Below are 17,385 nucleotides of genomic sequence, written 5' to 3' on the forward strand. Positions count from 1 at the left end.
CCGCGGGTCGCGGGCCATCGCGATGATCATCTTGCGGATCGTCTCGCCCTCAGCAGCACTGCCGAGAACGACCTTATCGAGTTTGGTCACACCGTCGACAAGGTGGCCGACTTCCTCGCCGAACTCGGCGGTCAGGGCCCCCAGGGTGTAACCGGTGTCCTCGACGGTGTCGTGCAGCAGCGCGGCGACCAACGTGGTGCTGTCCATACCCAGTTCGGCCAGGATGTTGGCCACCGCCAGCGGGTGGGTGATGTAGGGGTCCCCGGAGCGGCGCAGTTGATCGGCATGCTTGGCCTCGGCGACCTCGTAGGCGCGCTGCAGGATCGCCAGGTCGGCTTTCGGGTAGATCTCCCGGTGCACTGCGATCAGCGGTTCCAGGACCGGGTTGACGGTGCTGCGTCCGGCGGTCATCCGCCGCGCCAATCGGGCCCGCACCCGCCGGGAGGCGCTGGCGGCTTTCGGAGGGAACGGTTCCGGGCGCGGCTCGGGCAGCTCGGCGACCGGCTGGACTGCGGCGCTGCCCGATTCTGTGCTCGGATCCGGTGCCATGGTCACCTCCGTTCAATCCTGAGGATATCGGGTTGCCCGCCACGGTCAGCTCCAACGCTGCGATCTAGAGCAGCTGCAGACTGCGCACCGGCAGCGGATCCAGCCGCGTCCGGCCGCCCAGCGCCGCCAATTCCATCACCACCGCAGCCATGGTGATCTGGGCGCCGACGATGTCCAGCAGCTCGCGGGCGGCAGCCACCGTGCCGCCGGTGGCCAAGACGTCGTCGACGATGGCCACCCGCCGACCGGCCAGGTCCACGCCATCAGCGGGAATCTCCAGGGTGGCTGTGCCGTACTCCAAGTCATAGCTGCGGCTGTGCACCGGCGGCGGCAGCTTCCCGCCCTTGCGGATGGCCAGCACCCCGACTCCAAGGCGGTGAGCCACCGCACCGCCGAGCAGGAAGCCGCGGGCGTCGATCCCGGCGATCAGATCGGCTCCGGCGACCAGGTGCGCCAGCGCCTCGGTGATAACCGCGAATCCCCGGTCGTCGGCCAGGACGGGGGTCAGGTCTCGGAACAGCACGCCTGGCTGGGGAAAGTCGGGGACCTGCCGGGTCAGCGCGGTCAGGATCTCGGCGGGGTCGGCCTGACCGTCGTTGCCGCTCATGGCTCCAGCCGCCACCTGTCCATATTCCATCCGGCACCCCATTTCGTGGGGTTGGCCTGGACGCCGGACATCCGACTGGAGGAGATCACCGTGCGTTGCTGGCGGTACAGCGGCAGGGTCGGGACGTCGGTCCACAGAATCGGGGCGGCGTCACCGATCAGGCGAGACTGCTCCTTGGGGTCGGTGGTCACCGCCAGCGCGGCGATGATGCCGTCGATTTGCGGGTTGGCGTAGCCGGACAGGTTATTGCCGTTGCCGGAATGCAGGGCGTAGGCGTCCATCGCCGAGGACCCGGTGGAGCCACTGCCCGCCGCCCCGCCGGTGCTGGCCAACAGCGCGTCGATCTGGCCATCCCGCAGGGTCTGTGGTCCGGTGGTCTCCGAGTTCGCGTCGACAACGGTGATCCCGGCCGGCGCGCAGGCCTGGGTGATCGCGGCGACAGTTGCCGCCAGTCGCGGGTTGGGTGCCTGATAACCCAACCGCATAGTCAGCGGCTGCCCCCCGAGCGCAGCCGCCGCGGCCTGCGGATTAGCCACGTTGTACTGGTCGGCCAGCGGCCCGGTTTCCAGTACCGTGAAGGCGTTCTCGATGGCCGGGTTGAGACGGGTCTGGGCGATCGGCATCGCCGCGTTGGCGGCGATCAGGTCGCGCGGGACGCAGGAGGCCACCGCACGTCTGGACTCCGGGGTAGATAGCACCCCCTGAGCGGCGAAGATGAGTTGTTCAATTCCCGCAGAGGGGATCTCGGCGCGCTGGTATTCGTCCGGAGTGGTCAGGGTGCCCAACGAACCGGTGGCAACGTCGACCACCTGGAAGCTGCCGTTGTTGAGTCGGTCCTGCACATCGACGCCGCGCGGCCACACCGTGATCCGCTTGGTCCACGGTTTGGCGCCCCACCACTGTTCGTTGGCGGTCAGCACCACCGCCCCGCCCTCGAGCACCGAGTCGATCCGGTAGGGCCCCGAGGACGGGAAGCGCTTGAGCGCCTCGGTGTCCATCCCGGGTTTGAGGTCCCAGGTGGTGTTCCACGCCTCGGCGATCCGCCCCATCGACGCCGGATCGCCGCTCTGCAGCGTCGCGGTGACGTCCATCCCGAGTTGGTCGCCGAGAACGTGGGCGGGCATCAAGGAGGTGGCGGTGAACAGCTGGGTGTAGTCGGCGATCGCCCGCAGTGGCAGGAAGTTGACCCGTGCCTTCTTCTGGCCGGCCTGGCATTCCACCCCGGCGATGTCGAGGTAGCCGGCCTTGCTGGCCGCGTTGAAACCCGGGAATCGCCCCGACTGAGCCGCCCAGGTCAGCAGCATGTCGTCGCAGGTGATCGGCTTGCCGTCGGAGTAGACCGCCTTATCGGAGATCTGGTACTCGACCACCAGGGGCTCCCGGCCCACGACGGTGACGGTGCCGAAGTCGGTGTCGGTGAGGGCCTGGCCGTCCGGGCCGTGGAAGCTGAAGCCGCTGAGGGTGCGCGCGAATGCCTGCGGACCGCCGGAGGCCGCTCCGACAAGGGTGTTGGTGTTGTAGGTCGACAGACTTCCGTCGATGGCGTAGTTCAGCTCCGCGGCGGCCTGGTCCGTGCACCCACTGAGTGCGAACGGAGCCAGCACGGTCACCACAGCGGCCACCGCAGCACGGCTCCTCAGAGCCCGGCTGACACCCACCAGCGGAACCTAACGTTCCCGCTTGCCCGAGGGGCGACGCGGCCGAACCGGACGCACGGCTGGCGTCGCGGCGCCCAGCATGGCCGGGTCGGGAATGCTGGATTCATCGACCACTGTTGTCGTCGTCGGCTCGGCTGGGACAGCAACACCCTTGCGCCGATTGAGCACCCGGCGGGTGTGGTTGCGCACCAATTGGGTGCGCTCCCGCATCGCGACCAGCAGCGGGGTGGCGAAGAAGATCGACGAGTAGGTGCCCGCCAGGATGCCAATCAGCAGCACCAGCGACAGGTCCTTGAGGGTGCCGACACCGAGCAGCCAGACCGCGACCACCATAAGCGCCAGCACGGGCAAGACGGAGATGATGCTGGTGTTGATCGATCGCATGAACGTCTGATTGACGGCCAGGTTGGCCTGCTCGGCGAACGTGCGCCGGGTGGTGTGCTGGAAGTCTTTGGTGTTCTCCTCCACCTTGTCGAACACGATCACGGTGTCGTAGAGCGAGTAGCCGAGGATGGTCAGCAGGCCGATCACCGTCGCCGGGGTGACCTCGAAGCCGATCAGGGAGTAGATGCCCGCGGTGATGATGAGGTCCAGCGCCAAGGAGCTCAAAGCCGCGATCGCCATGTAGCGCTCGTAGCGCAGCGCAATGTAGATGCCGACGAGAACGAGGAACACCCCGAGGGCGATGAGCGCCTTCGTGGTGATCTGGTCACCCCAGGTCTCCGACACCGCCGAGTCGCTGATGGCCTGCTTACTCGGCTTGCCGTCGCTGCCCTTGGGTTGGAACTTCTCGTAGAGCGCCTCCCGCAGTTCGGCGGTCTGGTCGTTGGTCAGCGCCTTGGATCGGATCTGGACGGTGGAACCCGGGCCGTTGCCGACGAAGACCACGGACTGGGGGGCCGTGCCGATGGTGTCGGTGAACACCTGCTCGACCTGGGTGATGGAGGCGTCCCCGCGGGGGAACCCGACCTTAGTTCCGCCCTGGAAGTCGATGCCGAAGGTGAAGCCCCGCAGCAGAATGCTGGCGATCCCGATGGCCACCATCGCCGCGGTGATGGCGAAGAAGATCTTCCGCCTGCCCATCACGTCGAAGCCGCCGGTGCCGGTGTAGAGGCGGTTGAAGAAGCCGTGCCGCGGCAGTGCCGCGTCGGAGACCTCGACGCCGCTCGTTTCGACGTCGACGGCTGACATCACTCCTGTGTTCTTGTCGGCCCCTGTGGTTTTCTCGACCATCGGCTATCCCCGTCCCGTCGCGGCGGCCACGGCGGCGCGCCGCTCACGTGCGATCTGCTGGACCGCACCCAATCCGTTGAAGCCCGGCTTGGCCATGGTCGCCGACTTGGACGCCAGGTACATCAGCGGCCAGGTGATCAGGAAGACCACCACGACGTCGAGGATCGTCGTCAGACCCAGCGTGAAGGCGAAGCCCTTGACCTGACCGACAGCCAGGAAGTACAGCACCGCGGCGGCTAGGAAGCTGACCGCCGATCCGGACAGGATGGTCTTGCGGGCCCGCACCCAGGCCCGCGGTATCGCCGACCGGAAAGACCGGCCTTCGCGCATCTCGTCCTTGATGCGTTCGAAGAACACCACAAAGGAGTCGGCGGTGGTGCCGATGCCGATGATCAGACCGGCGATACCGGCCAGGTCCAGGGTGTAGTTGATGTATCGGCCCAGCAGCACCAGGATTCCGTAAACCATGGCACCGGAGGCCGCCAGCGACAGCAGGGTGAGGAAGCCGAGTACCCGGTAGTAGGCCAGCGCGTACAACAGCACCATCCCCACCCCGATGGCGCCGGCGATCAAGCCGGCCCGCAGTGAGGTCAATCCCAATGTGGCCGAGACGGTTTCGGCCTCTGAGGATTCGAAGGACAGCGGTAGCGAACCGTATTTGAGGACGTTGGCCAGCGCCTTGGCCGACTCCACGGTGAACGGCGGGTCGCCGCCGGAGATCTGGGTCCGGCCGCCCGGGATGGCCTCCCGGATCTGCGGGGCGCTGACCACCTGGGAGTCCAGGGTGAAGGCGGTCTGGGTGCCGATGTTGGCAGCGGTGAAGTCACCCCAGGTCGTGGCCGCCTCGTCTTTGAACTCCAGGTCGACGACGTAGGCGCCGCCCTGCTGGTCGAAGCCGGAACTGGCGTTCTTGATCTGATCGCCGCTGATGATCGACTTGTCCAGGATGTAGACGAATTTCTTGTCCTGCGAGCAGGTCACCAACGGCAGGTTCGGGTCATCGTTGCCGGAGAGCACGTCGTCCTGATCGCAGCGCCCCGCCATGTACTGCACCGAGAGCAACAGCAGGTTCTGATTGGTGCTCTGGCGCAGTTCCTTCTCGAACTTGATCCGACCCGCCAAGTCTTTGCGGGGATCCGGAGGCTCGGGCTGGGCAGGCTGACCCGGCGCGCCCGACGGGGCTGGTTGACCGGGCCCGGGGGGAACCGGCGGCTCCGGAGACGGAGTGGGTTCAAGCGGATACGGCCGCGGTTGTGGCGCCGGGGCCTCCGGCGGCGGCGCGGGCGCCTCCGCGGGGGGTGCTGGTGGGGGCGGCGGCGCGCCCTGCTCACCGGGCGGCGGCGGAGCGCCAGGCTCCCCGGGCGGTGGCGGCGGAGCGCCAGGCTCACCCGGTGGCGCCCCAGGCTCCCCCGGTGGCGCCCCGGGCGCACCCGGGGCAGCCCCCGGCGCACCGGGCGGGCGGGGCGGATTCTTGATGGCCTCGACCGGAATGGGCTGGCCGATCACCGGTCGGATGAACAGCCGGGCAGTCTGCCCGAGATTGCGGGCCTCGGTGCTGTCGTTACCCGGCACCGTGATGACCAGGTTGTCTCCGTCGATGACCACCTCGGATCCGGACACGCCAAGGCCGTCAACTCGGGCGCTGATGATCTCCTGCGCCTGATTGAGTGCATCACGGGTGGGCTGGGATCCGTCCGGGGTTCGCGCCGTCAAGGTGACCCGGGTGCCACCCTGAAGGTCGATGCCCAGCTTTGGTTTGGCCTGTTTGCTCCCGGTCAGGAAGATCAGCAGGTAGACGCCGAGCAGCATGACCAAAAACAGCGCCAGATAGCGGTACGGGTGCACCGGCGCCGGTGACGATGCCACGTGTCGATTCTCCTAAGTCGATGCGGGGACCGGGGCGGGCTGTGGGTGGTCTGCCCCCGGCGGTCGTCCGCGCTTCCCCGCAAGAGGGTACGGGTGCGGGTGTCAGTCCCTGGGCAACCGGTCCGCATCGCTGTCGGCGAGGTCGCTCAACCGACCGGCGGCGGGTGCCTCCTCGACCTCCGCAACCTCCGGCTCGATGCGGTCCCGAATCGCCAGTTTCATCCAGCGGGTGACCACCCCCGGGGCGATCTCCAGGTCCACGGTGTCGTCGGAGATCCCGGTGATGGTGGCCTGCAATCCAGAGGTGGTATGCACCCGGTCGCCGATACGGAGGGACTCGTGCAGGTCAATGGTCGCCTGCATGGCCTTGCGTTGACGGCGGGAGGCGAAGAACAGGAACGCCCCCATGATGATGAAGAGGGGCAGCAGGCTGAGTAGATCCATGGCGTTGGGCGTCTTTCGGTCTCGGTTGTGGGCGGCTCGGCGTCCCAGGGGAACAGCCAAACCCGGGGCCGTTGTCTGACCAGTCTGCCATTGCGCTGGGCAGCCGGTCCCTCAGGCACGGCATTGCCGGGCCGCGTTGCCGCGCCGAGAATAGCGCGATGCACCTGATCGAGGCGTTGCGCGTTCACCTCTGAGCCGGTCGAAGACGAGGTGGTGGCTCGCATTCTGGTCCTATTCCGCGGGCTTTAACTGCCGGTCGGGCACCCGTACGGCTTCGGCGACGGCCGGTGGCCGACTTCGCAGCTGTGCACCGGGTGGACAGACCGGCCATCGGGTGACCCACCCCCGTCAACGGTTTTCGGTTGCGGCGGGCTACCAGCGGACTAGGCTCGTCTTACCCGCTTCGATCCGCCTGGAGAACACCATGAGCATCGTCGAACAGACCCGCCAACTCATCACCGCAATTCCCGGTCCGAACTCCACTGAACTAGCTAAACGCAAGGCCGCCGCGGTGTCGCGTGGCGTGGGCAGCACCATGCCGGTGTTCGCCGCGCGCGCCGCCGGCGGGATTCTCGAGGACGTCGACGGAAACCGGTTCATCGACCTGGGTTCGGGCATCGCCGTCACCACCATCGGCAACTCCTCGCCCAGGGTGGTCGACGCGGTCCGCGAGCAGGTCGTCGACTTCACCCACACCTGCTTCATGGTGACGCCATACGAGGAGTACGTCGAGGTGGCCGAGCACCTCAACCGGCTCACTCCGGGTTCTTTCGACAAGCGCACCGCGCTGTTCAACTCCGGAGCCGAGGCGGTGGAGAACGCGGTGAAGATCGCCCGCCTCTACACAGGGCGCACTGCGGTGGTCGCCTTCGATCACGCCTACCACGGCCGCACCAACCTCACGATGGGCTTGACCGCCAAGTCGATGCCCTACAAGAGCGGCATGGGGCCGTTCGCCCCGGAGATCTACCGGGCTCCGATGTCCTATCCCTACCGGGACGGGCTGATCGACAAGGAGTGGGCCACTCACGGGGAGTTGGCCGCCGAGCGGGCACTGACGGTGATCGACAAACAGATCGGGGCGGCCAATCTGGCGGCGATCATCATCGAACCGGTCCAGGGCGAAGGCGGCTTCATCGTGCCCGCACCGGGATTCCTGCCGGCGCTGCGGGCCTGGTGCACCGACAACGACGTGGTGTTCATCGCCGATGAGGTGCAGAGCGGTTTCGCCCGCACCGGCCAGATGTTCGCCTGCGAGGACGAGGGCGTCGAACCGGATCTCATCATCACCGCCAAGGGCATCGCCGACGGCCTGCCACTGTCCGGGGTCACCGGACGGGCCGAGATCATGGACGCCACCCACGTCGGCGCAGTAGGCGGCACGTATGGCGGCAACCCACTGGCCTGCGCCGCAGCCCTGGCCACGATTGAGACCATCGAACTCGACGGGCTGCTGAACCGCGCCAAGGAGATCGAGCGGCTGATGAAGGACCGGCTGGGCCGGATACAGGCCGACGACGACCGGATCGGCGACGTCCGCGGCCGTGGCGCGATGATCGCCGTCGAACTGGTGAAATCGGGCACCGCAGAACCGGATCCGGAGCTGACCAAGGCATTTTGCGCCGCCGCCCACAGCCAAGGCGTCATCGTCTTGAGCTGCGGGACGTTCGGCAACGTGCTGCGTTTCCTGCCGCCGCTGACCATCAGCGATGACCTGCTGACTGAGGGCCTCGACGTCCTCGCCGGCATCCTCGCCGACCTCTGATCCCGCCAACCCCCATCAACTTCCCTACAAGGAGGGCTACCTGTGAACACCTACGCAGTCGTCAATCCGGCAACCGGCAAGGTAGAGCGGGAGTACCCGACGGCGACCGATGACGACGTTGACCAGGCGTTGGCCGCGGCCGACAGCGCATTCCGGGAGTGGTCGAAGAGTTCGACGGTGGCTCAGCGGGCGGCGCTGATCAAAAAGGTCGCCCAATTGCACACCGAGCGCCGGGAAAAGCTGGCTGAGATCATCAACCGCGAGATGGGAAAACCGGTCGACCAGTCGCTGGGTGAGGTGGACTTCAGCGCGGCGATCTACGACTACTACGCCGACCACGCCGAGAAGTTCCTCGCCGACGAACCCATCGACCTGCTCGACGGCGGCGGCAGCGCGGTGATCCGACGCGGTCCGGTGGGGGTGCTGCTGGGCATCATGCCGTGGAACTACCCCTACTACCAGGTGGCCCGATTCGCCGGACCGAACCTCGCGCTGGGCAACACCATCGTTCTCAAGCACGCCCCGCAATGCCCGGAGTCCGCCGAGGCCATCCAGCAGATCTTCGATGACGCCGGGTTCCCCAAGGGGGCCTACGTCAACGTCTACGCGACCAACGAACAGATCGCTGACGCCATCGCCGACCCGCGTGTTCAGGGCGTCTCGCTCACCGGTTCGGAGCGCGCGGGCGCGGCGGTCGCCGAGATCGCCGGTCGCAACCTGAAGAAGGTCGTACTCGAACTCGGCGGCTCCGACCCGTTCATCGTGTTGAGCACAGACGACCTTGATGCCACCGTCAATGCCGCCGTGGCCGGCCGCTTCGAGAACACCGGCCAGGCCTGTAACGCCGCCAAGCGGTTCATCGTGGTGGAGGACCTCTATGACGACTTCGTCGACCGGTTCACCAAGAAAGTGCTGGAGATCGCCGAAGGCCTTGCTCCGCTGTCCTCGGCAGCTGCGGCGGAACGGCTGGCCGAGCAGGTCCAGCGGGCGGTCGCCGACGGCGCCCAACTGGTCTCCGCGGGCGAACGCAAGGGCGCCTTTTTCCCGCCCGGAGTGCTGACCGGCGTGTCCCCCGACTCGCCCTCCTATCGCGAGGAACTGTTCGGCCCCGTAGCTGCCGTGTACAAGGTCAACTCCGAGGACGAGGCCGTACAGGTGGCCAACGACACCCCGTTCGGGCTGGGCTCGTATGTCTTCACCACCGACGCGGAACAGGCCAAGCGAGTGGCCGACAAGATCGACGCCGGCATGGTTTTCATCAACGCCGTCGGCGCCGAGGGGGTCGAACTGCCCTTCGGCGGGGTGAAACGCTCCGGTTTCGGACGTGAACTGGGCCGGTTCGGCATCGACGAGTTCGTTAACAAGAAACTCATCCGCACCGTGTCCTAGGACCCGTGTCCTAAAGACCCCCTCGGGAGTTAGTCGAACAGAACGGGCTGACCCATCGCACCGGCCGATGGCGGCGGGGTCATGCCCAGGTGGGTCCACGCCAGCGCGGTGGCGACCCGTCCGCGCGGGGTGCGCGCGATCATGCCGGCGCGGACCAGGAACGGCTCGCACACCTCCTCGACCGTTGCGGCCTCCTCCCCGACCGCGACCGCCAGTGTCGACACCCCGACGGGGCCGCCGCCGAAACTTCGGGTCAGCGCCGAGAGCACCGCCCGGTCCAGCCGGTCCAGACCCAACTCGTCGACGTCGTAGACCTCCAGTGCGGCTTTGGCGACGTCCCGGGTGATCACCCCGTCGGCACGGACCTCGGCATAGTCGCGCACCCGGCGCAGCAGCCGGTTGGCGATGCGTGGGGTGCCGCGGGAACGCCGGGCGATCTCGGCGCTGGCCTCCGTGCCGAGTTCGATGCCCAAGATGCCGGCCGAGCGGTGCAGGACCCGCTCGAGTTCGGCGGGCTCGTAGAAGTCCATGTGAGCGGTGAAGCCGAACCGGTCACGCAGCGGGCCGGTCAACGCTCCGGATCGGGTCGTGGCACCCACCAGGGTGAACGGGGCCACCTCCAGCGGAATCGAGGTGGCCCCAGGGCCTTTCCCCACGACGACATCGACGCGGAAGTCCTCCATGGCCAGATAGAGCATCTCCTCGGCGGGCCGGGCGATGCGGTGGATCTCGTCGATGAACAACACATCGCCCTCGACGAGGTTGGACAGCATGGCGGCCAGATCCCCGGCCCGTTCCAGCGCCGGGCCGGAGGTGACCCGCAGCGAGGAACCCAGTTCGTGGGCGATGATCATCGCCAGCGACGTCTTGCCCAGACCGGGCGGCCCGGACAGCAGAATGTGATCCGGTGTGCCACCGCGGTTCTTGGCTCCCTCGATGACCAACTGCAACTGTTCGCGCACCCGCGGCTGACCGATGAACTCACCCAGCGAGCGGGGCCGAAGGCTGGCGTCAACGTCGCCCTCACCGACGGTCAGCGCGGCCGACACCTCCCGCTCCTCGACACTCTCCTCGGCGTCGTCCTCGAACCGGCCCACTAGGTCTCCCGCTCATCGTGCAAGCGGCTCATCGCAATCACTTCTTCCCCAGCATCGACAGCGCGGCGCGCAGCGCGTTCGATGTGCTGGCCTCCGGTTCGCCGACGAGTACCTTGTCGCAGGCCTCCTCAGCTTGCTTGGCCGGAAAGCCAAGGCCGACAAGCGCTTCGACGACCGGCGCGCGGACGGCGTGGCCGGTTGCCGGGGATGTACCGCCGACGGTGGGCAGCGCCCCGATCTTGTCGCGCAATTCCAGCACCAGGCGCTCAGCGCCGCGCTTGCCGATGCCGGGCACCCGGGTCAGCGCGGCGACGTCACCATCGGCCAGTGCCTGGCGCAGCGCCGCCGCGTCGTAGACCGCCAGAGTGGCCAGCGCGATCTTGGGGCCCACCCCGGACACCCCGAGCAACGTCGAAAACAGATCACGCGCGTCCCCGTCGGCGAATCCATACAGCGTCATCGAGTCTTCCCGCACGATCATCGCGGTGATCAGGCGGGCTTGCTCACCGCGGCGCAGGGTGGCCAGCGTGGCGGGGGTGGCCATCACCTTGTAGCCGACCCCGGCGGCCTCGATCACCGCATGGTCCAGGGCGAGGTCAAGCACCTCACCGCGTACCGAGGCGATCACTTCACGCTCGCCTTCAACCGAGCCGCGTAGGCACGGCGCTGCTCGGCCGCCATCTCCTGTGCCTTGGCCATCCGGGCGATCATCGGCGCCCGCCAGCAGTGACAGATGGCAAGAGCCAGGGCGTCGGCGGCGTCGGCGGGGGTCGGTTTCTGTTGCAGCTGAAGGATTTTGGTGACCATCGCGGTGACCTGAGCCTTGTCTGCGCGGCCGTTGCCGGTGACTGCGGCCTTGACCTCGCTGGGGGTGTGGAAGTGCACGTCGATGCCCCGGCGCGCGGCTGCCAGCGCGATGACACCGCCCGCCTGGGCGGTGCCCATCGCAGTGTTTGCGTTGGCGTTGGAGAACACCCGCTCGATGGCGATCACATCCGGCTGATGGGTGTCCATCCAGTGTTCGACGGTATCGCTGATGGCGAGCAGCCGCATGGACAGCGGTTCGTCCGCCGTGGTGCGCACCACATCGACATCGAGGGCGATGACCTGGCGGGCGCTGCGACCCTCGATCACCGAGAGACCGCAGCGGGTCAAGCCCGGGTCCACACCCATTACCCGCACTCCGGACGCCTTTCGCCTACGAACAGTTGTTCGATAGTTTAGCGGCGGCGTGCGTCAGAGGCCGTCAGGACACGCCCCCGGGCGGGTCAGTCCTCGTCCAGTTGGGTAGCGACGTCGTCGGGGATGTCGATGTTGGTGTAGACGTCCTGCACGTCGTCGCTGTCTTCCAGCGCGTCGACCAGTTTGAGCACCTTGCGGGCTGCATCCAGATCCACCGGCACGGTGACCGAGGGTTGGAAGCTGGCCTCGGCGGAGTCGTACTCGATCCCGGCGTCCTGCAGGGCGGTGCGGACGGCGACCAGATCGGTCGGTTCACAGATGATCTCCCAGCTGTCGTCGAGGTCGTTGACCTCCTCGGCGCCGGCGTCGAGCACCGCGAGCAGGACGTCGTCCTCGCTGAGCCCGTTCTTCTCCAGTGTGATGACGCCCTTGCGGGAGAACAGGTAGGCCACCGAACCGGGGTCGGCCATATTGCCGCCGTTGCGGGTCATCGCCACCCGGACCTCGCCGGCGGCCCGGTTGCGGTTGTCGGTCAGGCACTCGATGAGCACCGCCACTCCGTTCGGTCCGTACCCCTCGTAGGTGATGTTCTGCCAGTCCGCGCCGCCGGCCTCTTCACCGGCGCCGCGCTTGCGCGCGCGTTCGATGTTGTCGTTGGGCACCGAGGACTTCTTGGCCTTCTGGATGGCGTCGTAGAGGGTGGGGTTGCCGTCTGGGTCACCACCACCGGTGCGGGCGGCCACCTCGATGTTCTTGATCAGCTTGGCGAACAGCTTGCCGCGCTTGGCGTCGACGACGGCCTTCTTGTGCTTGGTGGTAGCCCACTTGGAATGGCCGCTCATGGTCCCTGAAGTCCCTCCGTGCCGGTTTCCTGTGCCGGTTTGTGCGCCGCTGAGTCTACTGCGGGGCCCGATCCTGCTCCCGCGGGTTGGGCTCCAGTCAGTGGCTAATCCCGGCTGGTTCGCTTTCCTCGAACCGCAGCCCCGGGCGACGCGGCATCTCCGGCGCCGCGCCGCGAGGCCGCCGCACGCGGAGTGTCCTTCGCTGGCGGAGTGTCAATAGCCGCCGCGGTGTCGGGCACCCTGAGCCCGTTGATGTTGAAACCCGCTCTGGCTTTGGTGACCGTCGCCCCGTTCTGGAAGATCGACCCGGCCAGCGTGAACGGACCCGTTCCCGCAGTGACCGTGTTGCCGCGGCCGAAGACGTTGAACGCCGAGTTGGCAAACGCCGACGACGATGTGCCGGCGATGACGGTGTTCAGGTCGCCGCCGATGCTGGAGGCGCTGTTGAACACCCCGCTCGCGACGACCAGGTTGTTGATGTAGGGCTCCTTGCCCCCGACGCCGAGCGCGCCGTTGAGGAAGCCGACCGCTTCGACGTCGTTGCCCTCACCCAGGTTGATCGCAATGTTGCCGGCGCCCAGCTCTTCGGGGGTGGGCGCGCCGGCGAACGCATAGGAGTTGTTGCCCAGGGTGACGGCCAGGTTCGCGAAATCGAACGCGCCGTAGCCGGCATCGGCTTGCGCGAAGTTCTCACCACCGGTCGCCCCCACCGCGACGGCGACGTTGAAGGCGCCCCCCAACACCTGCGCCAGCGAGGCCGGTCCGGCGGCCACCGCAAGGCCCAGCGGTCCCGTCGTAGTCGCGGTCGCGCCGTCCCCGATCGAGTAGGACGCGCTGAAGAGTCCCCCGGCGTCGGCGGTCGCGCCGGTGCCCAGTGCGATCGCGATGCCGAAAAGTGAACTCGTGCATCCGGACCCGATGTTGATCCCGGAGAACGACAGACAGCTGGCATCGGCGGTGGAGGCCGACCCGATGCCCGAGACCGTCAGACCCGCGGCAAGCGCCGCGGCGCAGACTGCTTTGCGGGAAGTCCGCAGCCGAGCGGTGTCCGTCTGTGAAATATGCACTGCGGGCTCCTGACCTGTGGTGGGAATATCACGGCAACATACCCCCACCCCGGCGGCGGACCGGAGTCGGGCGTCCTCACTTACCGACAACCATGTCCAGGAACAGCTTGTGCACCCGGCGGTCGCCGGTGATCTCGGGGTGAAACGCCGTGGCCAGCACCCGGCCCTGCCGGACGGCGACGATGTGATCTCGGCTCTTACCAGGGGCCCGGGCCAGGACCTCCACCTCCGGGCCGACCCGCTCAACCCACGGTGCACGGATGAAGACCGCGTGCGCCGGGCCGTCGAGTCCGCGGAATTCGATGTCGCCCTCGAAGGAGTCGACTTGGCGGCCGAAGGCGTTGCGCCGCACTGTCATATCAATCCCGCCCAGCGGGGCGGCGTCACGACCGGGTTCGCCGGCATCGGCGATATCGCTGGCGAGCAGGATCATCCCGGCGCACGACCCGTAGGCCGGCATCCCGCCGGCCAGTCGCGCGCGCAGCGGTTCGAGCAGGTCGAACTCGCGCAGCAGCAGGCTCATGGTGGTGGATTCCCCACCGGGAATGACCAGGGCGTCCACCGCCTCGAGCTCACCGCGGCGCCGGACGGTGGATGCCTGGGCACCGGATTCCCTCAGGGCAGCGAGGTGTTCGCGGGTGTCGCCCTGCAGGGCGAGCACCCCGACCCGCGGGCCGCCGCTCATCGTTCGTGCGGATGGTATCCGCGCTCGTAGCGGGTCAGCCCCTCTTGCATGACGGCGGCCACCATCTGTCCGGCCAGGTTGAACAGCTTGCCGTGGGTCAGCGCTCGGCCGCCGCCCGCCGACGGCGAGGATTGGTCGTAGAGCAGCCATTCGTCGGTGCGGAACGGCCGCATGAACCACATCGCGTGGTCGAGGGAGGCCACCATCAGGTGGGGACGTTCCTCGACGTGAGTGACCTGAGCCGAGTTGAGCAGGGTGAGGTCGCTCATGTAGGCCAGCGCGCAGATGTGCAGCAGCGGATCGTCAGGCAACGGGTCCTTGTGCTTGAACCACACCTGCTGCTGAGAAGCCTTGCCCGGCCGCCACGTCACCTGGTCCTGCGGTACCCGGCGGATGTCCCACTCGGCGAACTGGGCGATGCCGTCGTTGCCGGAGGGATTTGCCGCGGATTCCGATTGCACGAGATTCTCCGGCGGCACAACTTTGGGCATCTCGTCCTGGTGTTCGATGCCCTCCTGGGCGGTCTGGAATGACGCGCCCATCGAGAAGATCACCTCGCCGTTCTGCACGGCGTTGACCCGCCGGGTGGCGAACGAACCGCCGTCGCGAGGGCGGTCCACCAAGTAGACCGCCGGCTCGGTGGCGTCACCGGGGCGCAGGAAGTAGCCGTGCAGGGAGTGCACGTGGTACCGCGGATCGACCGTCCGCACCGCCGACACCAATGCCTGACCGGCGATATGACCGCCGAACGTCCTTGAGAGGTAACCGGACTCGGGGTTGTAGACGCCTCCCCGGTAGATGTTGACTTCGAGTTGCTCGAGGTCAAGGATCTGTTCGATCGCCATGCTTTAGCTGTGGTCTTCGGGCAAGCGGCTCATCCGTGAAGGCTTACCAGCCGCGCTGGGCGAGCCGGTGGGGTTGGGGGATGTCGTCGACGTTGATCCCGACCATCGCCTCACCGAGCCCCCGGGAAACCTTGGCCAACACATCCGGATCGTCGTAGAACGTGGTGGCCTTCACGATCGCCGCCGCCCGGGCCGCCGGATCCCCCGACTTGAAAATCCCCGACCCCACGAACACCCCGTCCGCACCCAACTGCATCATCATCGCCGCATCCGCCGGCGTCGCGATCCCGCCCGCGGTGAACAACGTCACCGGCAACCGCCCCGCGCGGGCGACCTCCACCACCAAGTCATAGGGGGCCTGCAACTCCTTGGCCGCCACGAACAACTCATCCTCCGACAACGACGTCAACCGCCGGATCTCCCCCCCGATGGTCCGCATATGCATCGTCGCGTTGGACACATCCCCGGTCCCGGCCTCCCCCTTCGAGCGGATCATCGCGGCCCCCTCGGTGATCCGCCGCAACGCCTCCCCCAGATTCGTCGCCCCACACACAAACGGCACCGTAAACGCCCACTTATCGATGTGATGGGTGTAATCCGCCGGCGTCAACACCTCCGACTCATCGACATAATCCACCCCCAAGGCCTGCAGGATCTGCGCCTCCACGAAATGCCCGATCCGCGCCTTGGCCATCACCGGAATGCTCACCGCGGCGATGATCCCCTCAATCAGATCCGGATCACTCATCCGCGCCACCCCACCCTGGGCACGTATATCGGCCGGCACCCGCTCAAGAGCCATCACCGCCACCGCCCCCGCAGCCTCAGCGATCCGCGCCTGCTCCGGAGTGACCACATCCATGATCACCCCGCCCTTGAGCATCTCGGCCATCCCCCGCTTCACCCGCGCGGTACCGGTTTGTGGGGCCGTGCCCGCGCCGTTGGCTGTCGCTGCGTTATCCACTGTGAGCTCCTTCGATCGGTGCAGATCTGAGTCTAGAGTGCAGCTTCGCGGCGACGGATTCCAGCAGCTCTCAGCGGATGAGATACGGGTCACTGTGGCAGGGTTCCCCATCAGCCAACCGGTTGGCCTTGGCCAGCAGTTCGCCGAGTTGCAGAGGGTAGACCTGCTGGCCGAGTGCCACCAGTTCAGCGATGGCCCCGGCGTCGCACCACCGGTGGCCGTGGATGTAGCGGCGCTCCAGCGCAGTGCGCCCGGCCGGTGACGGTTCGAAGCGGCCGGCGCGGTGGACGAAGTAAAACTCCTCGCTGGCCATCACGGCCCCGTTGAAGTGGATCAGGGAATCGCGGCGCCAGACCGGGCCGACCAGTAGTTCGGGATCGGTCTGCAGCCCGGTCTCCTCAGCCAACTCGCGTATGGCGGTACCGACCAGCGGCTCACCGCGGCGGGCCGCACCGCCGACGGTGAACCACCACCGTGGCGCGCTGCCGTCGGTGATCGCCGGGTCGGACCCGCACAGCAGCAACACCGCCCCGTCCTCGTCGAGAAGGACCACCCGGGCGGAGGTGCGGGTCGTCGGTGTCCGGGCAGTCAACGTTGGGCGGGTTCGGCGATCTCGAAATAGGTGGGCAGCGGGGCGTGCCCACCCAACTTCAGCCAACGGACCGGGCGACGCTCCCGCAGCGCCAGGGTGTCGCGGACCGCGTCGTTGTGGAAGCGCCGGGCCAGCAGCATCCGCGACTCCGCCTCGGCGAGTTCGGCGGCCAGGGCCGGCCGCACGGTGTCCGGGTCGATCTGGCTCAGCTCGGTGGACAATTCATTCTCACAACCCTCCCGGGCTGATCGGGGTGCCCGCTCGGCGGCGTCGGCAAGTCCGGCCAACCGCGCATCGCCGACGTCGGCGGCGATCGCCCGCGCCACCACCGCGCGGCGGCCCAGCGCCGCGTCCAGCGCCTGCCAGGACAGGTCGTAGCGGACGTGCAGGCGGTCCAACCGGTTGGCGGTCTGATAAGCCCAGACGGCGATGCCGACCAGGACGGCGACCAGAACCGCGGTCAACGACCAGTACAGTCCCGACCCCATCAGTCGACCCGGACGGGCGCGCCGGCCACCGTCACCTTGATCCCCGAGCCTGCGACGGTCTCGTAGACCCGCATGATCTCGTCGGCCACCACCGACCAGTCGTACCGGCCGA

At 67.6% G+C, this 17,385-nt stretch carries 17 protein-coding genes and 1 pseudogene; 2 read left to right on the forward strand and 16 right to left on the reverse strand.

The window, feature by feature from the left end; translation table 11 throughout:
- The 6 genes from ADBZ5N_RS10735 to yajC form a co-directional block, all read right to left on the reverse strand.
- Positions 1-549, reverse strand: a 549-nt coding sequence (locus ADBZ5N_RS10735) for an HD domain-containing protein (protein WP_526257489.1), incomplete at its 3' end; no start/stop codon positions are given.
- 64 nt (positions 550-613) lie between these two features.
- Positions 614-1,156, reverse strand: a complete 543-nt coding sequence (locus ADBZ5N_RS10740; protein WP_526257475.1) for an adenine phosphoribosyltransferase — start codon at positions 1,154-1,156, stop codon at positions 614-616.
- The gene (locus ADBZ5N_RS10745) at positions 1,153-2,814 is read right to left on the reverse strand and encodes an ABC transporter substrate-binding protein (RefSeq protein ID WP_526257476.1); all 1,662 of its coding nucleotides are present in this window, start codon (positions 2,812-2,814) and stop codon (positions 1,153-1,155) included. Before ADBZ5N_RS10745 ends, ADBZ5N_RS10740 begins: the two co-directional genes overlap by 4 nt.
- 9 nt (positions 2,815-2,823) lie before the next feature.
- A complete protein-coding gene (secF, locus tag ADBZ5N_RS10750) occupies positions 2,824-4,047 on the reverse strand; it encodes a protein translocase subunit SecF (protein ID WP_526257477.1) in 1,224 nt (407 codons plus the stop codon).
- Positions 4,048-4,050: 3 nt separating this feature from the next.
- Positions 4,051-5,913, reverse strand: a complete 1,863-nt coding sequence (secD, locus tag ADBZ5N_RS10755; RefSeq protein WP_526257478.1) for a protein translocase subunit SecD — start codon at positions 5,911-5,913, stop codon at positions 4,051-4,053.
- 102 nt (positions 5,914-6,015) lie between these two features.
- Positions 6,016-6,357: a preprotein translocase subunit YajC gene (gene yajC / locus ADBZ5N_RS10760; protein WP_526257490.1), complete on the reverse strand. Its 342-nt coding sequence runs from the start codon at positions 6,355-6,357 to the stop codon at positions 6,016-6,018.
- A 424-nt stretch (positions 6,358-6,781) separates the two neighbouring features.
- On the opposite strand from yajC, the gene gabT reads away from it, so the two are divergent.
- Both gabT and ADBZ5N_RS10770 read left to right on the forward strand, forming a co-directional pair.
- On the forward strand, positions 6,782-8,122 hold the full coding sequence (gene gabT / locus ADBZ5N_RS10765; protein ID WP_526257479.1) for a 4-aminobutyrate--2-oxoglutarate transaminase: 1,341 nt from the start codon (positions 6,782-6,784) through the stop codon (positions 8,120-8,122).
- Between the two features lie 42 nt (positions 8,123-8,164).
- Positions 8,165-9,511, forward strand: a complete 1,347-nt coding sequence (locus ADBZ5N_RS10770; RefSeq protein WP_526257480.1) for an NAD-dependent succinate-semialdehyde dehydrogenase — start codon at positions 8,165-8,167, stop codon at positions 9,509-9,511.
- A 29-nt stretch (positions 9,512-9,540) separates the two neighbouring features.
- On the opposite strand, the gene ruvB is transcribed toward ADBZ5N_RS10770, so the two are convergent.
- The 10 genes and pseudogenes from ruvB to ADBZ5N_RS10820 all read right to left on the reverse strand — a co-directional run.
- Positions 9,541-10,608, reverse strand: coding sequence for a Holliday junction branch migration DNA helicase RuvB (gene ruvB, locus ADBZ5N_RS10775; RefSeq protein ID WP_526257481.1), 1,068 nt, complete (start codon positions 10,606-10,608; stop codon positions 9,541-9,543).
- A 37-nt stretch (positions 10,609-10,645) separates the two neighbouring features.
- Positions 10,646-11,236, reverse strand: coding sequence for a Holliday junction branch migration protein RuvA (ruvA, locus tag ADBZ5N_RS10780; RefSeq protein ID WP_526257482.1), 591 nt, complete (start codon positions 11,234-11,236; stop codon positions 10,646-10,648).
- Positions 11,233-11,790 (reverse strand): crossover junction endodeoxyribonuclease RuvC, encoded by a 558-nt coding sequence (gene ruvC, locus ADBZ5N_RS10785; RefSeq protein WP_526257483.1) that lies wholly within the window; start codon positions 11,788-11,790, stop codon positions 11,233-11,235. Before ruvC ends, ruvA begins: the two co-directional genes overlap by 4 nt.
- Positions 11,791-11,876: 86 nt before the next feature.
- A complete protein-coding gene (locus ADBZ5N_RS10790; RefSeq protein ID WP_526257484.1) occupies positions 11,877-12,632 on the reverse strand; it encodes a YebC/PmpR family DNA-binding transcriptional regulator in 756 nt (251 codons plus the stop codon).
- A gap of 104 nt (positions 12,633-12,736) precedes the next feature.
- Positions 12,737-13,699, reverse strand: coding sequence for a hypothetical protein (locus ADBZ5N_RS10795; protein ID WP_526257485.1), 963 nt, complete (start codon positions 13,697-13,699; stop codon positions 12,737-12,739).
- Between the two features lie 76 nt (positions 13,700-13,775).
- Complete coding sequence (gene pdxT / locus ADBZ5N_RS10800; protein ID WP_526257486.1) at positions 13,776-14,384, reverse strand: pyridoxal 5'-phosphate synthase glutaminase subunit PdxT; 609 nt, start codon at positions 14,382-14,384, stop codon at positions 13,776-13,778.
- Positions 14,381-15,229, reverse strand: a complete 849-nt coding sequence (locus ADBZ5N_RS10805) for an acyl-CoA thioesterase II (protein ID WP_526257487.1) — start codon at positions 15,227-15,229, stop codon at positions 14,381-14,383. The genes pdxT and ADBZ5N_RS10805 overlap by 4 nt, the downstream gene beginning before the upstream one ends.
- 43 nt (positions 15,230-15,272) lie before the next feature.
- The gene (gene pdxS, locus ADBZ5N_RS10810; protein ID WP_526257488.1) at positions 15,273-16,193 is read right to left on the reverse strand and encodes a pyridoxal 5'-phosphate synthase lyase subunit PdxS; all 921 of its coding nucleotides are present in this window, start codon (positions 16,191-16,193) and stop codon (positions 15,273-15,275) included.
- 70 nt (positions 16,194-16,263) lie between these two features.
- A pseudogene (locus ADBZ5N_RS10815) lies at positions 16,264-17,273 on the reverse strand (NUDIX hydrolase).
- On the reverse strand, positions 17,273-17,385 hold a 113-nt coding region (locus ADBZ5N_RS10820; RefSeq protein ID WP_526257491.1), incomplete at its 5' end, for a hypothetical protein. The gene ADBZ5N_RS10820 and the pseudogene ADBZ5N_RS10815, both read right to left, overlap by 1 nt.

It is taken from the genome of Mycobacterium sp. (assembly GCF_044370595.1).
Lineage (GTDB): Bacteria > Actinomycetota > Actinomycetes > Mycobacteriales > Mycobacteriaceae > Mycobacterium.